The 18,265-nt window shown below is 62.8% G+C and carries 16 protein-coding genes and 1 riboswitch; of the genes, 7 read left to right on the forward strand and 9 right to left on the reverse strand.

Annotation, left to right across the window (positions count from 1 at the left end; translation table 11 throughout):
- Positions 1-107 precede the first annotated feature (107 nt).
- The 5 genes from XpopCFBP1817_RS06475 to XpopCFBP1817_RS06495 form a co-directional block, all read right to left on the reverse strand.
- On the reverse strand, positions 108-401 hold the full coding sequence (locus XpopCFBP1817_RS06475) for a hypothetical protein (protein WP_128416494.1): 294 nt from the start codon (positions 399-401) through the stop codon (positions 108-110).
- Positions 402-486: 85 nt separating this feature from the next.
- A complete protein-coding gene (locus XpopCFBP1817_RS06480; protein ID WP_208619562.1) occupies positions 487-1,764 on the reverse strand; it encodes a methyl-accepting chemotaxis protein in 1,278 nt (425 codons plus the stop codon).
- A 61-nt stretch (positions 1,765-1,825) separates the two neighbouring features.
- Positions 1,826-2,440 (reverse strand): high frequency lysogenization protein HflD, encoded by a 615-nt coding sequence (gene hflD / locus XpopCFBP1817_RS06485; protein WP_128416496.1) that lies wholly within the window; start codon positions 2,438-2,440, stop codon positions 1,826-1,828.
- A 12-nt stretch (positions 2,441-2,452) separates the two neighbouring features.
- Positions 2,453-3,577 carry a tRNA 2-thiouridine(34) synthase MnmA gene (mnmA, locus tag XpopCFBP1817_RS06490; protein ID WP_128416497.1) on the reverse strand — a complete coding sequence of 375 codons (1,125 nt, stop codon included), beginning with the start codon at positions 3,575-3,577 and terminating at the stop codon, positions 2,453-2,455.
- The gene (locus XpopCFBP1817_RS06495; protein ID WP_128416498.1) at positions 3,574-4,032 is read right to left on the reverse strand and encodes an NUDIX hydrolase; all 459 of its coding nucleotides are present in this window, start codon (positions 4,030-4,032) and stop codon (positions 3,574-3,576) included. Before XpopCFBP1817_RS06495 ends, mnmA begins: the two co-directional genes overlap by 4 nt.
- A gap of 262 nt (positions 4,033-4,294) precedes the next feature.
- Between XpopCFBP1817_RS06495 and clpS the strand changes: the two genes are divergently transcribed.
- On the forward strand, positions 4,295-4,615 hold the full coding sequence (gene clpS / locus XpopCFBP1817_RS06500; protein ID WP_128416510.1) for an ATP-dependent Clp protease adapter ClpS: 321 nt from the start codon (positions 4,295-4,297) through the stop codon (positions 4,613-4,615).
- Positions 4,616-4,757: 142 nt separating this feature from the next.
- Entirely contained in the window at positions 4,758-7,040 is a 2,283-nt protein-coding gene (gene clpA, locus XpopCFBP1817_RS06505) for an ATP-dependent Clp protease ATP-binding subunit ClpA (protein WP_128416499.1), read from the forward strand.
- 287 nt (positions 7,041-7,327) lie between these two features.
- On the opposite strand, the gene infA is transcribed toward clpA, so the two are convergent.
- The 4 genes from infA to trxB form a co-directional block, all read right to left on the reverse strand.
- A complete protein-coding gene (gene infA, locus XpopCFBP1817_RS06510) occupies positions 7,328-7,546 on the reverse strand; it encodes a translation initiation factor IF-1 (protein WP_002813418.1) in 219 nt (72 codons plus the stop codon).
- 80 nt (positions 7,547-7,626) lie between these two features.
- Entirely contained in the window at positions 7,627-8,376 is a 750-nt protein-coding gene (gene aat, locus XpopCFBP1817_RS06515; RefSeq protein ID WP_128416500.1) for a leucyl/phenylalanyl-tRNA--protein transferase, read from the reverse strand.
- Between the two features lie 83 nt (positions 8,377-8,459).
- Positions 8,460-9,578, reverse strand: coding sequence for a GNAT family N-acetyltransferase (locus XpopCFBP1817_RS06520; RefSeq protein ID WP_128416501.1), 1,119 nt, complete (start codon positions 9,576-9,578; stop codon positions 8,460-8,462).
- A 60-nt stretch (positions 9,579-9,638) separates the two neighbouring features.
- Positions 9,639-10,607 carry a thioredoxin-disulfide reductase gene (trxB, locus tag XpopCFBP1817_RS06525; RefSeq protein WP_128416502.1) on the reverse strand — a complete coding sequence of 323 codons (969 nt, stop codon included), beginning with the start codon at positions 10,605-10,607 and terminating at the stop codon, positions 9,639-9,641.
- 284 nt (positions 10,608-10,891) lie between these two features.
- Here trxB and XpopCFBP1817_RS06530 point away from each other — a divergent pair, with 284 nt between their 5' ends.
- The 5 genes from XpopCFBP1817_RS06530 to crcB all read left to right on the forward strand — a co-directional run bounded on the left by XpopCFBP1817_RS06530 (position 10,892) and on the right by crcB (position 18,129).
- Positions 10,892-13,246 (forward strand): DNA translocase FtsK, encoded by a 2,355-nt coding sequence (locus XpopCFBP1817_RS06530; RefSeq protein WP_128416503.1) that lies wholly within the window; start codon positions 10,892-10,894, stop codon positions 13,244-13,246.
- A gap of 186 nt (positions 13,247-13,432) precedes the next feature.
- The gene (locus tag XpopCFBP1817_RS06535; protein WP_128416504.1) at positions 13,433-15,358 is read left to right on the forward strand and encodes a DUF3857 domain-containing transglutaminase family protein; all 1,926 of its coding nucleotides are present in this window, start codon (positions 13,433-13,435) and stop codon (positions 15,356-15,358) included.
- A gap of 64 nt (positions 15,359-15,422) precedes the next feature.
- Positions 15,423-16,094, forward strand: coding sequence for an outer membrane lipoprotein periplasmic chaperone LolA (lolA, locus tag XpopCFBP1817_RS06540; protein WP_208619561.1), 672 nt, complete (start codon positions 15,423-15,425; stop codon positions 16,092-16,094).
- Between the two features lie 159 nt (positions 16,095-16,253).
- Entirely contained in the window at positions 16,254-17,543 is a 1,290-nt protein-coding gene (locus XpopCFBP1817_RS06545) for a replication-associated recombination protein A (protein ID WP_244171081.1), read from the forward strand.
- Positions 17,544-17,545: 2 nt separating this feature from the next.
- Positions 17,546-17,614, forward strand: a riboswitch (Fluoride riboswitch).
- 113 nt (positions 17,615-17,727) lie between these two features.
- Positions 17,728-18,129 (forward strand): fluoride efflux transporter CrcB, encoded by a 402-nt coding sequence (gene crcB / locus XpopCFBP1817_RS06550; protein WP_128416507.1) that lies wholly within the window; start codon positions 17,728-17,730, stop codon positions 18,127-18,129.
- Positions 18,130-18,265: the final 136 nt, after the last annotated feature.

The raw sequence follows: 18,265 nt of genomic DNA on the forward strand, positions 1-18,265 counted from the left end.
GGTACTGCGTGCTCAGCGCCACACTTGTTGGCACATTCTAATAAATAATGTCGGCAGTGGACACAACCAGCGTGGCGCCTGCCGAGGCACGCCCCGCCGTTCAGACATCAGCGTCCGGAGACGCTGACCGCAGAACCGTCCAGGCCTAGATCCCAGGCCACGGTTGCAAACAGCAGATCTTCTTCGCTGCAGCTGCGGAGCGGGTTGAGCATTGCCTGCACTTCCGCATGTGCGGCGCATTCCAGCCGTTCCAGCGCGGCCGGCAGGCGCACGCGTCGCGGCGCGGGCTTTGCTGCGGTGCTCTGCGCGATACGCTCGGCCTGTGAGGCCGCCACTGCGGCTGATTCCCGCACAGCGGCGGGTACATCGAGGATCGGGGCGATCGGGGCGAGAAGCGTCATGAGCGGAACACCAGGTCGTTGCGTAACGACAAATCCCCGGGGAGGCCGGGGAATGTCGGGGATCAGAGAGTGCGGAGCATTGGTCTTAGAACAACTCGACCGTGCCGGCACCCATGCCTTGCTGCGCCACCGGCTTGTGCGGCTGGCGTTCCCACTCCACACGCATGTCGCGCAGTCGGGTAGACACCTTCTGCAGCGCGGCGACCAGATCGCTGTCGTACACGCCGCCATTGCGATGCAGCAGTTCCTGCAGCGCCACCGCTTCACGGTTGATCGCGGTGAGGCGATCGAGGTGAGTGTGAATGCCGCTCAGAGTCTGCGTGGCGATGTCCTCGAACTGCAGGGCACGCACCGCTTCGGCCACGCTACCGTCGATGGAGCGTGCGCACTCGGAGATTTCGCGCATGCCATCGCCCAACGAGGCATTGATCTGAGCGACGTTCTCCAGCATCGCCGCCGATTCGTGGCGGGCTTCGCGGGAGCGGTCCATGTGACGCGAGGCCAGCTGCGAGACCGTTTCACGCACCTTGGCGATCGATTCCTTGGAGCTGTGCGCCAGCTTGCGGATCTGTTCGTTGAAGGTGGTGGAACGCTCGGACAGATTGCGCACCTCGTCGGCGACCACCGCGAAGCCGCGACCGGCTTCACCGGCTCGTGCTGCTTCGATGGCGGCGTTCAAGGCCAGCAGATTGGTCTGGTCGGCGATCGACTTGACGTCTTCCAGCAGCGCGAAGATGCCATCCAGGTGCTGCGCCATCTCATCAATGTGATGCACCGTGTTGGTACTTTGGCCGCTCACCTGTTCCAGCGCTTCCACCAACTGCTCCATACGGGAGCTGGCGTGCTGGGCGAAGCGGGCGACGTCGACGCCAGCGCTGCCATCGTCACCGGCACGGTCGACGATGCGGGCCAGTGCCTGGCTTTGCTGACGCGATTTGCGGTTCATCGCTTCGAAACTGCCACCAAGACCGGACACGGCCTGGCGGATCAGTTCGCGGGCACGCTCGACTTCTGAGCGTGAACCGTCGACTTCGTTGCTGACGAACGTACGCAGTTCGTTAAGCAGTTGGTCCTGCTCGCGCAGGATGCGGGTCTGGTCCGGGTTACGCCGGAACTGGGAATACGTCACCCAGGCAGCGAAAACCAACCAACTAAGGGTCATGGTCGCCAGGATCGCCCAGCGCACCGAGGCGGGCCAGTCGAATCCGACAGCGAAGGGAAACAGCAAGGTCAGAGCCAAAGGGGCGGCTAGACGGATCAGTGGACGTGAATACATGGGCGTTCTCGGCAGAGTCACGGTTGCTGTATCGGCCGTACCCCCTTTGTCTTTAGCGACGATCGCCACATCGTCTCGCCCATTCAACCGCTGTTGACGCAAATCTGAGGCCGCTAGCGTGCATCAGCAACCGGGTTTGTCGCGCTGCCTAGCGCAGCGCGCGGTCCACAGCTTCAATCATCGCGCGCTTGGCGAACAGAAAATCCCACAGGCTACCGCCCATCTGTCGCCACAGCACCGCCGAGCGCACCGCTGCCAGCAGCAACGCGCGGATTTCCGCGACTACGCCGGCCTGGCCCAGGTAATGCGGGTTGCCCTGCACCATGACCTTGGGGCGCAAGTGGCTGATGGTCTGCGCATACAGTGCGCCCAGCGCACTCAGCACGTCGGGGTGGCCGCTGTCGCCCAGGGTCTGCGCCTGACCTGCGGCGGCCTCGATTCCGTTGGAAACAGTCGTGACGGTGGCGGTGTCGCGCACGAAGCGGCGCTCCAGTTGCAGCACCGCTAGCGCAAGGCGCGGCAGCACCTCGTCCTGGCCCTGATTGCGGAAATAGTTGTGTAGCAGCCGCAGACCGGGCGCCAGATCCGTTGGCGAGCCGTACACAGCCTCCGGCGACGACGCATCCACCCGGAATACGCTGTCCATGGCGGTGCGCACCGTCGCAGCCTCCGACTGCCCGGTCTCGGCGATCCGCCGCACCTGCTGCAAGGCCTGGGCGACGCCTGCCAGTGCCAGCACACGGTGATCCATGGAAGAACTCATCAAGCCACTACCTCAGGTAAATAAAGAAGATACCGCCAAGTAGCGTTCCATCGGTGCATCGGTGGCCGCAATGACTGCGCCCCCCAAGCATTCGTTGCCGTCGTACAGCACCAGCGACTGCCCCGGCGTCACCGCACGCTGCGGCCGCTCGAAACGCACCTGCACGCTGCTATCGTCCTGCACCTCCACCATGCACGGCTCATCGGACTGGCGGTAGCGCGTCTGCACGGTGCAGCTGAAGCTGCGCGCCGGCGGCGCTCCGGTGACCCAATGCGCCTGCTCGGAATGCAGCCAGCGCGATTGAAGCAGCGGACTGTCGCGGTCCTGGTCGACATACAACACATTGCTCGCCACATCCTTGCCGACCACATACCACGGCGCCGCAGCACGCCCGCGCACGCCACCGATGTTCAGGCCTTCGCGCTGACCCAGAGTGAAATAGAACACCCCGGGATGCTCGGCGATGCGCTGCCCCTGCGGGTCGCGTATCTCACCGGTGCGCGCGGGCAGATAACGGCCCAGGAACTCGCGAAAGTCGCGCTCGCCGATGAAGCAGATGCCGGTGGAATCTTTCTTGGCATGCGTCGGCAAGGTGGCGTCCTGGGCAATGCGACGCAGCGTACTTTTTTCCAGGTCGCCGATCGGAAACAACGTTGCGGCCAATTGGGTCTGCCCCAACTGATGCAGAAAATAGCTCTGATCCTTGCCGCGGTCGGCGCCACGCAACAGTCGCCAGCGTCCTCCCCGGTGCGCAACCCTCGCGTAATGGCCGGTGGCGATGCGTTCGGCGCCCAGCGCCTGGGCGGCCTCCAGGAAATGCTTGAACTTCACTTCGCGGTTACACAACACGTCCGGATTGGGCGTGCGTCCGGCTGCATATTCGGCCAGGAAATGCTCGAACACGCCACCCCAATATTCGCTGGAAAAATCGCGAAAGTGGAACGGAATACCCAGCACCCCGCAGACCGCCACCGCATCGCGACGGTCTTCTTCGGCGCGGCAATCGCCGCTGCCGTCGTCGGCCCAGTTCTGCATGAACAAGCCGGCGATCGACTCGCCTTGCTGAGCAAGCCGCCAAGCCGCCACCGACGAATCCACGCCCCCGGACACTCCAACGATGATGCGCGGCGTATTCATGCGACGTACCGCACCAGCGATAAGGGATAACGCTGGCCTGCCAGATAGTCTTTCACCACCTCCCACACCAACGGGCTGCGCGGCCGCTCGGCCGAGCTGCGTAGTTCTTCCGGCGTCATCCACAGCGCGCGTACCACGCCGGTATCCAGGCTGCGCTCGGGGTGATGGGTCAGCGCATCGGCGACGAAGGCAAAGCGCAGGAAACACTGACGGCTCGGCGCGACCCACTGATAGGTGCCGATGAACTGGGTCAGGCGCACCTCCCAGCCGGTCTCTTCCAAGGTTTCGCGCACCGCCGCCTCCAGCAGACTTTCGTCCGGCTCCAGATGCCCGGCCGGCTGATTCAACAGCAGGCGGCCACCGATGGACTCTTCGACCTGCAGGAAGCGCCCGTCGCGCAACACGACGGTGGCGACGGTGACATCCGGGTGCCAGCGCTGTTCGGGCGTGTTCATTGGCTTTGGATCTGACCAATGGGGAACCCAGTCGCTGCGTCCGTGCCCGCAACGATCTCAGCCCGGCTCACAGTTCGGCTCAATCGACCGCACGTGCCGAGGTTGGGCACGGATGGCTGTATATCGGAGCTGCACGACGGTGCCAGCGGCAGCGCGGTCACAGAGTGGGTCATCAAGGGCCAGCCAGGGAATCGGAGACAAATTGTGCGGGCCGCAGCGCAAATCGTCCAATGCGCGCAACGATGAACCGTATAATGACCATATGCCTAGTAATACTACGCACGAACACGATCACGGCCTGATGGTCGAAGCGAGCAAGCCTGAAGTAGCGCCACCGCCGCGCTATCAGGTGCTTCTGCTGAACGATGACTACACCCCGATGGACTTCGTGGTGACCGTCTTGGAGCAGTTTTTCAACCTGAGCCTGGAGCAGGCGACGCAGGTCATGCTGCATGTCCATACCCGCGGACGCGGCGTTTGCGGGGTCTACAGCCGTGAGGTCGCCGAGTCCAAAGTGGCTCAGGTCAACGAGTTCTCGCGGATGAACCAGCATCCTCTGCTGTGCACGATGGAGCAGAGCTGACCTCGGCGCAGGATCATTCCAGCAGTGCAACACTGTGGCCGCAATCGCATGATAACGTCGTCTGAACATCCCTATCCGATAGGGTTGTGGTAAATCCCAACAAAAGCCGCATATTGTTTGCAACAGCCGTTCGGAGTTACCAATGTTCAGCAAAGACCTAGAGCAAACCATCGGCCAGTGCTACAAGCGAGCACGCGAGGCGCGTCATGAGTTCATGACCGTTGAGCACCTGCTGCTCTCGCTGCTGGACAATCCCTCCGCCCAGGCCGTGCTCAAGGCCTGCGGTGCGGATCAGGTGCGCTTGCACAATGATCTGGAACAGGCGATCGAGGCCTCGGTCTCGCGTCTGGCAGAAGACGACGGCCGCGACACGCAGCCCACCCTGGGCTTCCAGCGGGTGCTGCAGCGCGCCGTCTATCACGTGCAGTCTTCGGGCAAGAAGGAAGTCACCGGCGCCAACGTGCTGGTCGCGATCTTCGGCGAAAAAGACTCGCACGCGGTGTATTTCCTGAATCAGCAAGACATCACCCGTCTGGATATCGTCAACTACCTCTCGCACGGCATTGCCAAGCTGGGTGAAGATGGCGAACAGCCGTCCGCATCCGATGGCGAGCCCAAGAGCGAGGCTGGGGAGGGCGAGGCCAAGGGCGATGCGCTGGCCGAGTTCGCCACCAATCTCAACGAGCAGGCCCGCAACGGCAAGATCGACCCATTGGTCGGCCGCGCAGACGAAATCGAGCGCACCATCCAGGTCCTGTGCCGCCGGCGCAAGAACAACCCGCTGTACGTGGGCGAGGCTGGCGTAGGCAAGACCGCAATCGCCGAAGGTCTGGCAAAGCGCATCGTCGACAACGACGTGCCGGAAGTATTGGCCGATGCGGTGATCTTCTCGCTGGATCTGGGTGCGCTGGTGGCCGGCACCAAATACCGCGGCGACTTCGAAAAGCGCCTCAAGGGCGTGCTGGCGGCGCTGAAGAAGGTGCCCAATGCGGTTTTGTTCATCGACGAAATCCACACCATCATCGGTGCGGGTTCTGCCTCGGGCGGCACCATGGATGCGTCCAATCTGATCAAGCCGGCATTGTCCTCGGGCGAGCTGCGTTGCATCGGCTCGACCACCTTCCAGGAATACCGCGGCATTTTCGAAAAAGATCGTGCGTTGGCGCGTCGCTTCCAGAAGATCGATATCGTAGAGCCGACCGTGGGCGAGACCTTCGAAATCCTTCAGGGCCTCAAGCCAAAGTACGAAGCGCACCATGGCGTGACCTACGCCGACGACGCGCTGCAGGCCGCGGTGGATCTGTCGGTCAAGCACATTGGCGACCGGTTGCTGCCGGACAAGGCGATCGATGTGATCGACGAAGCCGGTGCACGCCAGCGGCTAATGCCGGAAGGCAAGCGCAAGGAACTGATCGATATCGAAGAGATCGAGACCATCGTCGCCAAGATGGCGCGGATTCCGGCAAAGCAGGTCAGCGCGACCGACAAGGACGTGCTGCAGCATCTTGAGCGCAACCTGAAGATGGTGATCTTCGGGCAGAACCCGGCGATCGAGACGCTGGCCGGGTCGATCAAGCTCGCACGCTCTGGCCTGGCCAATCCGGAAAAGCCGATCGGCAACTTCCTGTTTGCCGGCCCGACTGGCGTGGGCAAGACTGAAGTGACCAAGCAGCTCGCGCTGCAGTTGGGTATCGAGCTGGTGCGCTTCGATATGTCCGAGTACATGGAAGCGCATTCGATCAGCCGCTTGATCGGCGCGCCTCCGGGCTATGTCGGTTTCGATCAGGGCGGCTTGCTGACCGAGAAGGTCGTCAAGACGCCGCACTGTGTGCTGCTGCTCGACGAGGTGGAAAAGGCGCACCCGGACATCTTCAACATCCTGTTGCAGGTCATGGACCGCGGCATCCTCACCGACACCAACGGACGCGAGGCGAACTTCAAGAACGTGATCCTGGTGATGACGACCAATGCCGGTGCCACCCAGGCATCGCGGCGGTCGATCGGCTTCACCAAGCAGGATCACTCCACCGATGCGATGGAGTCGATCCGTCGCGGCTTTACGCCGGAGTTCCGTAATCGTCTGGATGCGATCGTTCAGTTTCAGCCGCTGGGCTTCGATCAGATCCTGCGCGTGGTGGACAAGTTCATCATCGAGCTTGAAATGCTGTTGCAGGAAAAGCACGTCTCGCTGTCGGCCACACCGACTGCGCGCGACTGGCTGGCCCAGCATGGTTTCGATCCGCTGATGGGTGCACGCCCGATGTCGCGCGTGATCCAGGAGAAGATCAAGCGCCCGCTGGCCGACGAGTTGTTGTTCGGCAAGCTGATTGCCGGTGGCCGGGTCAATATCGACGTCAAGGATGGCGAGCTGGTGGTGGAGGCGCATCCGGAACCGGAGCGTTTGCTGCCGGCGACCGTTGACTGATCGCCTTACGGTCTTGAAACGAGAAAGCCGCTCATTCGAGCGGCTTTTTTGTGTCTGCGGCATCACGCTTTGCTTTTAAGTGCAGAGCGCTTGGTGAGTGCAGGGGGGCCTGGCGCGATCAGGTGTCGTTGTGACTGCCGCCATCGGGGAGGCTTGTGCGATGCGCTTTTTTTGACAGAGTCTGTGTAAACGAACGAATCGGCCCACAGAACTTCTGTATCTGGCCGCAAATCGCAGCTACGACGAAAAGCGGCCAGTGGCCGCCTCGCGTCTCAGACCAGAACCGCTCACTTCATGCGGTAGGTAATACGACCCTTGGTCAGATCGTAGGGAGTCATCTCAACTTTCACACGGTCGCCGGTCAGGATGCGGATGTAGTTCTTGCGCATACGGCCGGAAATGTGGGCGATGATTTCATGCCCGTTTTCCAGCTTGACCCGGAACGTGGTGTTGGGGAGCGTCTCGCTGACGCTGCCTTCGAATTCAATGGAGTCGTCTTTCGACATGTAATCCTGTGCAATCACGGCTGGCCCGGGAGGGCCGTAAGGGACCGCATTTTACGCTCCATCTCCCCGGGGTGCAAATTTTATGTTAAGCGGACTTCAGCGAGCGTGCTGGCAGGTCGCTCGCCGTAGCGCTCGGACCAGTTACCGGGCAGCGCGGGTTGGGTGACCTGTCGCAGCACCTGCTGCAGGAATTCTGCGCGTGGCAGGCGTTGCGCGCCCAGACGCATCAGGTGAGGGTTTTCCACCTGTGCATCGATCAGCGGCCATCCACAGGCATGCAGATAGTCGGCTAGCGCCATCAGCGCCACCTTGGAGCCGCCGCTTTCGGCACTGAACATGCTTTCGCCGAAAAACATCTGGCCGATCGCTACGCCGTAGATGCCGCCAACCAAGCGCGCGCCGTCTAACACTTCCAACGAATGCGCGTGGCCAAGGCGATGCAGTTCGATGTAGGCCTGCTGCATCAGGGTGGTGATCCAGGTGCCGTGCTGGCCTGCACGCGGAACAGAGGCGCAGGCGTCGATCACCTGCGCAAACGCAATGTCGGCGCGCACGGTCCAAGTGCTGCTGCGCAACGCGCGCCGGAAGCGCGAGGACACATGCACGGCATCGGTACGAAAGACAGTGCGCGGATCCGGGCTCCACCACAGGATCGGCTGGTCGTCCGAGAACCACGGGAACACGCCGTGCGCATACGCGTTGAGCAACCGCTGCGGCGAGAGATCGCCGCCAAGTGCGAGCAGACCGTCCGGCTCACGCAATGCGTGCTCGGCGGGCGGGAACGGCGCGGCAGGATCGGTGGCGAGCAGGTAGGGAAGGGTGCGCGACATCCGGGGAGTTTAGAGCGTGTCACGCCGTTCGCATTGAAGGCGCCTACTAAAACGACTGCGCTCACCTGCAGGCGCACGCGCCTTTAATCGCGAAACGGACTGTGCTCGAACAGCTCGCGCGCATGCTGGGCAACGGTCTGGCGTTCGTCCGAACACAATTGCGCCAGCGGTTCGCGAAAGGCGGAGTCCGCAATCCAGTGGCGGCTGCGCACCAGCGTCGGCAGAAACCCGCGTGCGATCTTGTGTTCGCCCTGTGCGCCCGGCTCGAAACGGGTCAGTCCTTCGCGCAGGCAGTATTCGATGCCCTGGTAGTAGCAGGTTTCGAAGTGCAGCCCCGGCAGCGCTTCGCCGCCCCAGTAGCGCCCGTACAGTGTGTCGTAGCCGCGCATGCAGAGCGCGCCGGCGATTGGGTGTCCGTTCAGTTCTGCCAGAAACATCACCAATTGACGTGGCAGGTGCTGGGCCAGATGCTGCAGGAATTCCGGCGTCAATGCGGGCGAGTTGCCGTACTCGTTGAAGGTCTTGAGGTAGAAACCATACATCGCATACAGATCGGCCTCGCTGGCCTCGTCGCCGTGCACCACGCGCAACTGCACGCCGGCACGTTGCACCTTGGCGCGCTCCTGGCGGATGTTTTTGCGTCGCTTGTGGTCCATCGCTGCAAGAAACGTCTCAAAATCGGTCCAGCCGCTTGCGTTGTGCCAGTGGTATTGCAGGTCGTTGCGCTCCAGCCAGTCGGCATCGAAGGCGTCGTCTTCGTCGGCCGGATGGAAGTTCACGTGGGCCGACGACAGCCCGCTGCGTTCCACCAGCTCCCGCATCGCCGCGAGCAGTTGCGGGCGCCACTTGGCGGCGCCGAGCAGGCGCGGGCCGGTTACCGGCGAGTAGGGTATGCCGCACAGCCACTTGGGGAAGTATTCCTGCCCATAGCGTGCATAGGCATGCGCCCAGGCATGGTCGAACACGAACTCGCCGTGCGAATTGTTCTTGAGATACCCCGGGGCAGCGGCGACCAGCGTGTCGCCATCCCACAATGTCAGGTGCAGCGGGTTCCAGCCCCAATCCGGACGCAGGCAACCCTCACGCTCGAGGCCTTGCAGGAAAGCGTAGGACACGAAGGGATGCGTACCGCCATGCAAAGCATCCCATGCGCTGGCCTGAAGCTCGTCCAGCCGGCGACACCAGCGGGCGGTAACGCTCACGCGCACCGCCCGCCGGCAGTGGCACTTCCCGCGAGGCGCGGCCGGCGGTCAGCAGCCACCTCAGGCGCTCTTGTCGAGATAACGCTCGGCATCCAACGCGGCCATGCAGCCAAAGCCGGCCGAGGTGATCGCCTGGCGGTAGTGCTGGTCGGCGACGTCGCCAGCAGCGAACACGCCGCTGACCGAGGTCTCGGTCGCGGCGCCGTTCAGGCCGGAGCGGATTTCAAGGTAACCGTTGTTCATCGCCAGCTGGCCGTCGAACAACTGCGTGTTGGGATGGTGGCCGATGGCGACGAAGAAGCCGTGCGCGACGATGTCACGGGTGCTGCCGTCGATGGTGCACTTGACCCGCACGCCGGTGACACCGGCATCGTTGCCCAGCACTTCATCGATGGCGTGGTGCCAGACGGTTTCGATCTTGCCCGCTACCACTTTGGCGAACAGCTTGTCCTGCATGATTTTTTCGGCGCGCAGGGTGTCGCGGCGGTGCACCAGGTAGACCTTACGGGCAATATTGGACAGGTACAGTGCTTCTTCGACTGCCGTATTGCCGCCGCCGACCACAACCACGTCCTGGTCTTTATAGAAGAACCCATCGCAAGTGGCGCAGGCTGAGACACCGCGGCCCTTGAAGGCTTCTTCGCTGGGGATGCCAAGGTACTTGGCGGTGGCGCCGGTGGCGATGACCAGCGCATCGCAGGTGTACTCGGCGCCGTCGCCGACCAGCCGGAACGGGCGCTGCGAGAGATCGGCAGTATGGATGTGATCGAAGATCACTTCGGTCTCGAAGCGCTCGGCATGCGCCTGCATGCGGCTCATCAGGTCCGGGCCCATCAGGCCGTGGGGGTCGCCCGGCCAGTTATCGACCTCGGTGGTGGTCATCAACTGGCCGCCCTGCTGCAGGCCGGTGATCACCACCGGCTTGAGGTTGGCGCGAGCGGCATAGACCGCAGCGGTCCAGCCGGCCGGGCCGGAGCCCAGGATCAGCAGGCGGGAATGCTTGGCGGGACTGGCAGATGAGGGGCTCATGTATACTCGCGATCTAGAAAAAGGCAGGGCTGGCGCATGGTCTTCGCGCCCCTGTGGCGGCATAGAGTGGCGGTCCCCACCCGGTGAATCAAGGCGGCGCGATGGAACTGCTTGAATCGCAGATGGCATGGTTCACCCAGTACACGTTATAGACGCCGCCTTGTGCGGCGTTTTTCGTTGACCGCCTAGCGCTGGGGCGTCCGGTGGATGTTCAACAGCTGAAACTGTGGCTTCAGTCGTTTATTATCAATCACTAACAGCATTTTCCTAAGGTCTGGCTACAGTTGGCAAAGCAGGTTCCCGAACGCAGCAAGCCCGCAGAGGGCAAACCGCCCTCGCGCAAGACGGCGGTGGCGGACAATCCGCGTCGGCAAAAGCTCTGGCGCGATCTGGCACTGATCGCGGTGGCGCCGCTACTGCTGTATCTGCTGGCCAGTCTGTTCACCTACTCGAGCGCCGATCCGGGCTGGTCGCGGACTGGCAACTTGGTCGCTCCGATCCATAACATGGGCGGCAAATTCGGGGCCTGGATCGCGGATGTGCTGCTGCAGTGGTTCGGCTACGTGGCTTTTCTGCTGCCGCTGATTCTGGGTGCCGTCGCCTGGACTGCTCTGATTGGCGAGCGTGAAGAGCAGAGCGAAAGTGACCTTGGGCCTGCGTTGAGATTGGTCGGCATGGTGGGATTCCTGGTCTCTGCAGCCGGCTTTCTGCACCTGCGACTGTTCCACCAGGAGATGTCTGAGGCCGGAGGCTACCTTGGGAAGTGGGTTAGCGAAGCGCTTAGCTCAGGTTTTGGCGCCTTGGGAGCCAATCTATTCGTGCTGGTGCTGCTGCTGGTGTCGATCACGCTGGCGACTGGGTTGTCGTGGTTTGCGGTGATGGAGCGCATCGGCAAGGCGGTGCTGGCACTGGGCCCGCTGATGCAGCGCAAGACCCATCAGGCCACGGAGTGGCAGCAGACCCGCGTCATGCGCGAAGAGCGCGAGGAAGTGCGCAAGGTCGATGCGGCCAAGCAGGCCAAGCGCGAGCCGGTCAAGATTGAGCCGCCGCCGGCACCTGTGGTGGAAAAGAGCGAGCGCGCCAAGCGCGATACCCAGATCCCGATGTTCCAGGGCGTGAGCACCGATGGCTCGGACCTGCCGCCGCTGGCGCTGCTGGACGACCCCAAGCCGCAGACCAAGGGCTATTCGGAAGAGACCCTGGAAACGCTGTCGCGGCAGATCGAGTTCAAACTCAAGGACTTCCGCATCGAGGCGCAGGTGGTCGGGGCGTATCCGGGCCCGGTGATCACGCGCTTCGAGATCGAGCCGGCGCCGGGCATCAAGGTCAGCCAGATCAGTTCGCTGGACAAGGACATCGCGCGCGGGCTGTCGGTTAAATCGGTGCGCGTGGTGGATGTGATTCCGGGCAAGTCGGTGGTGGGTCTGGAGATCCCCAACGTCAGCCGCGAGATGATCTTCTTGTCCGAGCTGCTGCGCTCCAAGGAATACGACAAGTCGCCCAGCCCGCTGACCTTGGCGTTGGGCAAGGACATCGCCGGGCGCCCGACGGTGGCCGATCTGGCGCGCATGCCGCATTTGCTGGTTGCCGGTACTACCGGTTCCGGCAAGTCGGTGGCGGTCAACGCGATGGTGCTGAGCCTGCTGTTCAAGGCCTCGCACAAGGAACTGCGGATGTTGATGATCGACCCGAAGATGCTCGAACTGAGTGTCTATCAGGGCATCCCGCATCTGCTGGCGCCGGTGGTCACCGACATGAAGGAGGCCGCCAACGGCCTGCGTTGGTGTGTGGCCGAAATGGAGCGTCGCTACAAGCTTATGAGCGCGGTGGGCGTGCGCAACCTGGCCGGCTTCAACAAGAAGATCAAGGACGCCATCGACGCCGGCCAGCCGATGATGGACCCGCTGTTCAAGCCCAATCCCGCACTGGGCGAGGCGCCGCGTCCGCTCGAATCGCTGCCGTTCATCGTCATCTTCATCGACGAATTCGCCGACATGATGATGATCGTTGGCAAGAAGGTCGAAGAGCTCATCGCGCGTCTGGCGCAGAAGGCGCGTGCGGCCGGTATCCATCTGATCCTGGCCACGCAGCGCCCGTCGGTGGACGTCATCACCGGCTTGATCAAGGCCAATATCCCGACCCGCGTTGCGTTTCAGGTCAGTTCCAAGATCGATTCGCGCACCATCCTGGACCAGTCGGGCGCCGAGGCGCTGCTGGGTAACGGCGACATGCTGTATTTGCCGCCGGGCACGGCGCTGCCGGACCGCGTGCATGGCGCGTTCGTCAGCGACGAAGAGGTGCATCGCGTGGTCGAGCATCTCAAGGCGAGCGGGCCGGTGTCGTATGTCGAAGGCGTGCTGGACGAAGTGCAAACCATGGGCGACGGCACCGTGGTCGGTGCGACTGGCTTGCCCGAGAGCAGCGGCGGCGGTGGCGACGAATCCGACCCGTTGTATGACGAGGCCTTGCGCATCGTCACCGAAACCCGGCGTGCATCGATTTCCGGCGTGCAGCGGCGCTTGAAGATCGGCTACAACCGTGCCGCGCGCTTGATCGAGGCAATGGAAGCGGCAGGCGTGGTGAGTCAACCCGAACACAATGGCGACCGCACCGTGCTGGCCCCGCCGCTGCCGAAGTGATTGGCTGATGGCAACGCTGCGCGTGTTGGCTTGACGCGTAGCGCGGGGTCTGAGCTCATCCAAATTGCATGTGCCTGTTCGCATGCGCATGAATGCGGCGATGTTGGAGGCCGGTGCCTGACGCTGCTGCGCACACCGGCTACCCTGTTGCGCAATGGCCGCTCCGGCCCGTCGTGATCGAGACCCATGCTGCGTCGTCCTGCATTGTTGCTTCTGCTGCTGATCTCATTGCCGCCGCTGGCCCAGGCCCGGCAGCAGGCCGCGCCTGCCGCCGCAGCGGCACGCACGCAGGCCGATACCAACTACAGTTTCGTGCGCTATCGCGCCGATTACGAAGTACGTGCCGACGCGAGCAGCGTGGAAACCGACGAATACGAGATCCTGCTCAAGACCAAATCGGCGGTGGAGCAGTTCAGCCAGGTGCGGCTTAGCTATAGCGAGAAGATGGAAACCCTGGAGGTGCTGCAGGCCTACACCGTCACCGCCGAAGGCCTGCGCCATGATGTGGCGACCGACAAGATCTACACCCAGGAAAGCTATTCCAGTGCGTCGGCGGCGATGTACGCCGACCGCAAGGTCAAGGTAGTGGTGTTTCCGAATCTGGCGCCGGGCGCGCGCATCGTCTATCGCGTGCGGCGTGCGCAGAACACCCCGTATTTCCCCGGCTATTTCAGCCTGTGGGAAACCTTTAGCGTGTTCGCGCAGTACGACGATGCGGTGGTCACGCTGGTGGCGCCGAAGGCGTTGCCGATGCATTTGTCCGCACGCGGGTTGCAGGGCAGCACCAAGCCGGTGGTGCGCGGCGATCAGGCGCGTTGGGAATGGCGATATCAGCGCGCCACGCCGATGAAGAACCAGAACTGGAGCGCGGCGACCTGGGAATTCAGCCCGACCTTGACGGCCAGCACCTTCGATAACTGGTCGCAGATGGGTCTGGCCTATCACGTCAAAGGCGCGCGCGCCGCTGCGGTGACGCAGGCCATCCAGTCATTGGCCGACGAAGTGACCCGTGGCATCAGCGACCAGCGTGCCCAGGCGGCGGCGTTGTATGCCTGGGTGGCGCGCAATATTCGCTACGTGGCGGTGTACCTGGGCAACGGCGGGCTGGAGCCCAACAGCGCCGACAGCATCCTGGCCAACCACTATGGCGACTGCAAAGATCACACCGTGATTCTGGAAGCGTTGCTGGCGGCCAAGGGCATCGCCAGCACGCCGGTGCTGATCGGCGCCGAAGGCGGGCCGACGCTGCCGCCGATTCCGGTGCTCGGCCGCTTCAATCACGCCATCACCTACATCCCGGCGTTCGATCTGTATGTGGATTCGACCAACCCGTACGCGCGCTTCGGCCAGCTGCCGGCCGGCGATCTGGGCGCGCCGGTGGTGCATACGCGCGATGGCAAGGTGACGCAGACGCCGCCAAACGATCGCAAGGTCAATCGCTATGTCGCGCGCACCGAGTATCGCTTCACCGCGCAGGGCGGGCTGCAGGGTGTGACCACGCTGGATAGCGGGAAGACCGGCGAGGTTGGCTTGCGTGCGATGTTCGTGCAACTCAACGCGCAGAATCGCAATCGCATCGAGGAATCGATCATTGCCCAGTCCGGCTTCGATGGCACCGGCGATCTGCTGATCCAGGGCGACCCGCTGGATCTGGATGCGCCGTTCAATTACCGCTACACGTTCCAGGCAGACGATGCGGTGGATTTTTCGGTGGTCGTTGGCATGACCTTGCCCGACATGCCGGGCGCCGAGTCGACACGCGGGATTTATACGACCACCTCGGCCGAAGACAATCTGACCCCGTTCTACTGCAATGACAGCGTGCGCGAAGAAACCTATGTGGTGAGCTTCCCTGCAACGGTGCCGATCATTGCAATCCCGCGCAGCAGCACCTTTCGCAATGCCGCTGGTGAGTACGCGGTCGACTGGACGCGCCATGGGCAGACGGTGACGGCGGTGCATCGGTTGCAACGCGCTGCAGTGCGCGGGCCGCAGGCGCTGTGTCAGCCGCAGGATTACCGCGCATTCCGCGAGCTCTACCAGCAAGTGCGGCGTGGCTTTCGCGGGCAGATCGTGTATGGCGATCTGTCCAGGGTGCAGACAGCGCAGTGAAATGGATTGACTGCCCGCAGCTGCGATCTGAACGCCTCGTGAGATAGCGCTCGCCCATTCATCTGTGAAGTATCAGAATCCCTGCATTACCTTTTGGAAGACCGCGATGCATCGCCAGCTCCGTTATGCCGTACTCGTCACAGCTCTGTTCGCCGGCACCGCGTTTGCCGGTGCACGTCAGGAGCTGGATACGTTCACGCGCGGCCTCACAGGGCTGGACGGGCAGTTCAGCCAGCAGGTCTCCGATGCCAATGGCCGGGTCAAGGAAAGTTCCAGTGGTCGGGTGGCATTGTCGACACCGCGCCAGTTTCGTTGGGAATACGCCAAGCCCTACAAGCAGCTGATCGTCGCCGATGGCAAGAAGGTGTGGGTGTTCGATCCCGATTTGGACCAGGTGACCGTGCGCGTGCAGGGCAGCGAAGAACAGAACAGCCCGTTGGTCGCGCTAATCGATCCGGCACGGCTGGACAAGCAGTACGACGTGAGTGAAGAAGCCGCGCCGCGCGACGGGCTGCAGTGGCTGTCGCTGACGCCAAAGGTCGATACCGAAGCCAGCTTCCAGATGGCCTCGCTGGGGTTCGGCAAGGAGGGTCTGGTCAAGATGGAAGTGGTGGATGCGGTCGGCCAGCGTACCGCGATCAGCTTCAGCAGCTGGAAGCGCAATCCGGCCTTCGCTGCAGACACCTTCCGCTATACGCCGGGCAAAGGCGTGGACGTGGTCGGCGACGCGCAGTAAGCCTTCGTTCGACGTCTCCTTACTCTCAATGGCCTTCTTCGCGGAAGGCCGTTTGGTTACGCGATACAATGCGCCGTGGCACGAACCAAGCTCCCCATCGATCCTGAAGCCGATCTGCTCAGCGTAGACGGCGAGCATCTGCGCCCTCTGGCCGAGCGTATGCGGCCGCGTACTCTCGACGAGATGGTCGGGCAGAAACGTCTGCTGGCCGCCGACAGCGCATTGCGACGTGCGGTGGAATCCGGTCATGTACATTCGATGATCCTGTGGGGGCCGCCTGGCTGCGGCAAGACCACTTTGGCGTTGCTGCTTGCGCACTACGCCGATGCCGAATTCAAGGCGATTTCGGCGGTGTTGTCGGGATTGCCGGAGGTGCGTCAGGTATTGGCCGACGCCGCGCAACGCTTTGCCAGCGGGCGCCGCACGGTGTTGTTCGTCGATGAGGTGCACCGCTTCAACAAGGCGCAGCAGGATGCATTCTTGCCGCATATCGAGCGCGGCACCATCCTGTTCGTTGGCGCGACCACCGAGAATCCCTCGTTCGAATTGAACTCTGCATTGCTGTCGCGTTGTCGCGTGCATGTACTGGAGAGCGTTTCGCCGCAGGACATCGTCGATGCCTTGCAGCGTGCGCTGCACGATTCGGAGCGCGGGCTGGGGCAGGAAACGATTCAGGTCACCGATGCCTCGCTGCTGGAAATAGCCACCGCTGCCGACGGCGACGTGCGTCGCGCATTGACGTTGCTGGAGATCGCAGCGGACCTGGCGACGGGTGAGGGCGGCGAGATCACCCCGAAGACGTTGCTGCAGGTGTTGGCCGACCGCACGCGTCGCTTCGACAAGAACGGCGAGCAGTTCTACGACCAGATTTCGGCGCTGCACAAATCGGTGCGTAGTTCCAATCCGGATGCAGCGCTGTACTGGTTGACCCGCATGCTCGATGGCGGTTGCGACCCGAGCTATCTGGCGCGGCGGCTGACCCGCATGGCGATCGAAGATATCGGCCTGGCCGATCCGCGCGCGCAAAGCATGGCGCTGGAAGCCTGGGACATTTACGAGCGTTTGGGCAGCCCGGAAGGCGAGTTGGCGTTTGCGCAATTGGTGCTGTATCTGGCCAGCACCGCCAAGTCCAACGCTGGCTATGCCGCCTTCAATCAAGCCAGGGCCGAAGTGCGCGCCACAGGTACACAAGAAGTGCCGCTACATCTGCGCAATGCGCCGACCAAGCTGATGAAGACGCTCGGTTACGGGCAGGACTATCAGTACGACCATGATGCCGAAGGCGGGATCGCGCTGGACCAGACCGGGTTCCCCGATGCGATGGGCGAGCGGGTCTTTTACAACCCGGTGCCGCGTGGTCTGGAGATCAAGCTAAAAGAAAAGCTCGATCGTCTGCGCGCCGCGCGCGAACAGGCCAGGGCTGACAAGGCACTAAAGCCGACCGCATAATCTGCAGCACAGGAGATGGCATTCCTCCTTGAACCGCCCGCACCCTGCGCGCTGATGATGCCTGCCCACCCTTGCCGGGGCGGCAGGCCTGTGCCCCGGCATCGTTTCTTGCTCAGAATTGGATGATGCCGACCATGTACGACACCTTTTTGAAACCCCCATTGGCCGCTTGCGGGGTGCACGCATGAACGCACCGGTGTGGTGGCAGCAATTGCTGTTGGCGATGACTGGCGGTGCGCTGGGTTCGGGCTTGCGTTTTGCCATAGGCGCGTCATTGCTGCAGCGCTTTGGTAACGGCTTTCCGTGGGGCACGCTGACGGTGAATCTGCTCGGCTCGTTCGTCGCCGGTGTGCTGCTGGTGTGGCTGGATGCGCGCGGGCCGTCGAGCTGGCCGCTGCGGGCCTTGTTGATTGTCGGCGTGATCGGCGGGCTGACCACGTTCTCGTCGCTGATGATGGAATGCCTGGTGTTTGCGCGCACCGATCGCTCCGCGATAATCGGCGTGTATCTGGCAATCACGCTGGTGGCCGGACTGGCGCTGGTGTTCTTGGGTGCGCGTACCGGTCAATGGCTGGTGGCGCATTAGGGAACCTCTGAACAACTCCCCATAGATGCGCGACACGACGCACTCACCTTGAGGATGCATCCATGCAACTGACATTCGGTGATGCGCAGGGCTTGGGCAAGCGCAAGCACACCCGTCGTGAGATCTTCCTGGCCGA

It is taken from the genome of Xanthomonas populi (genome assembly GCF_002940065.1).
Lineage (GTDB): Bacteria > Pseudomonadota > Gammaproteobacteria > Xanthomonadales > Xanthomonadaceae > Xanthomonas > Xanthomonas populi.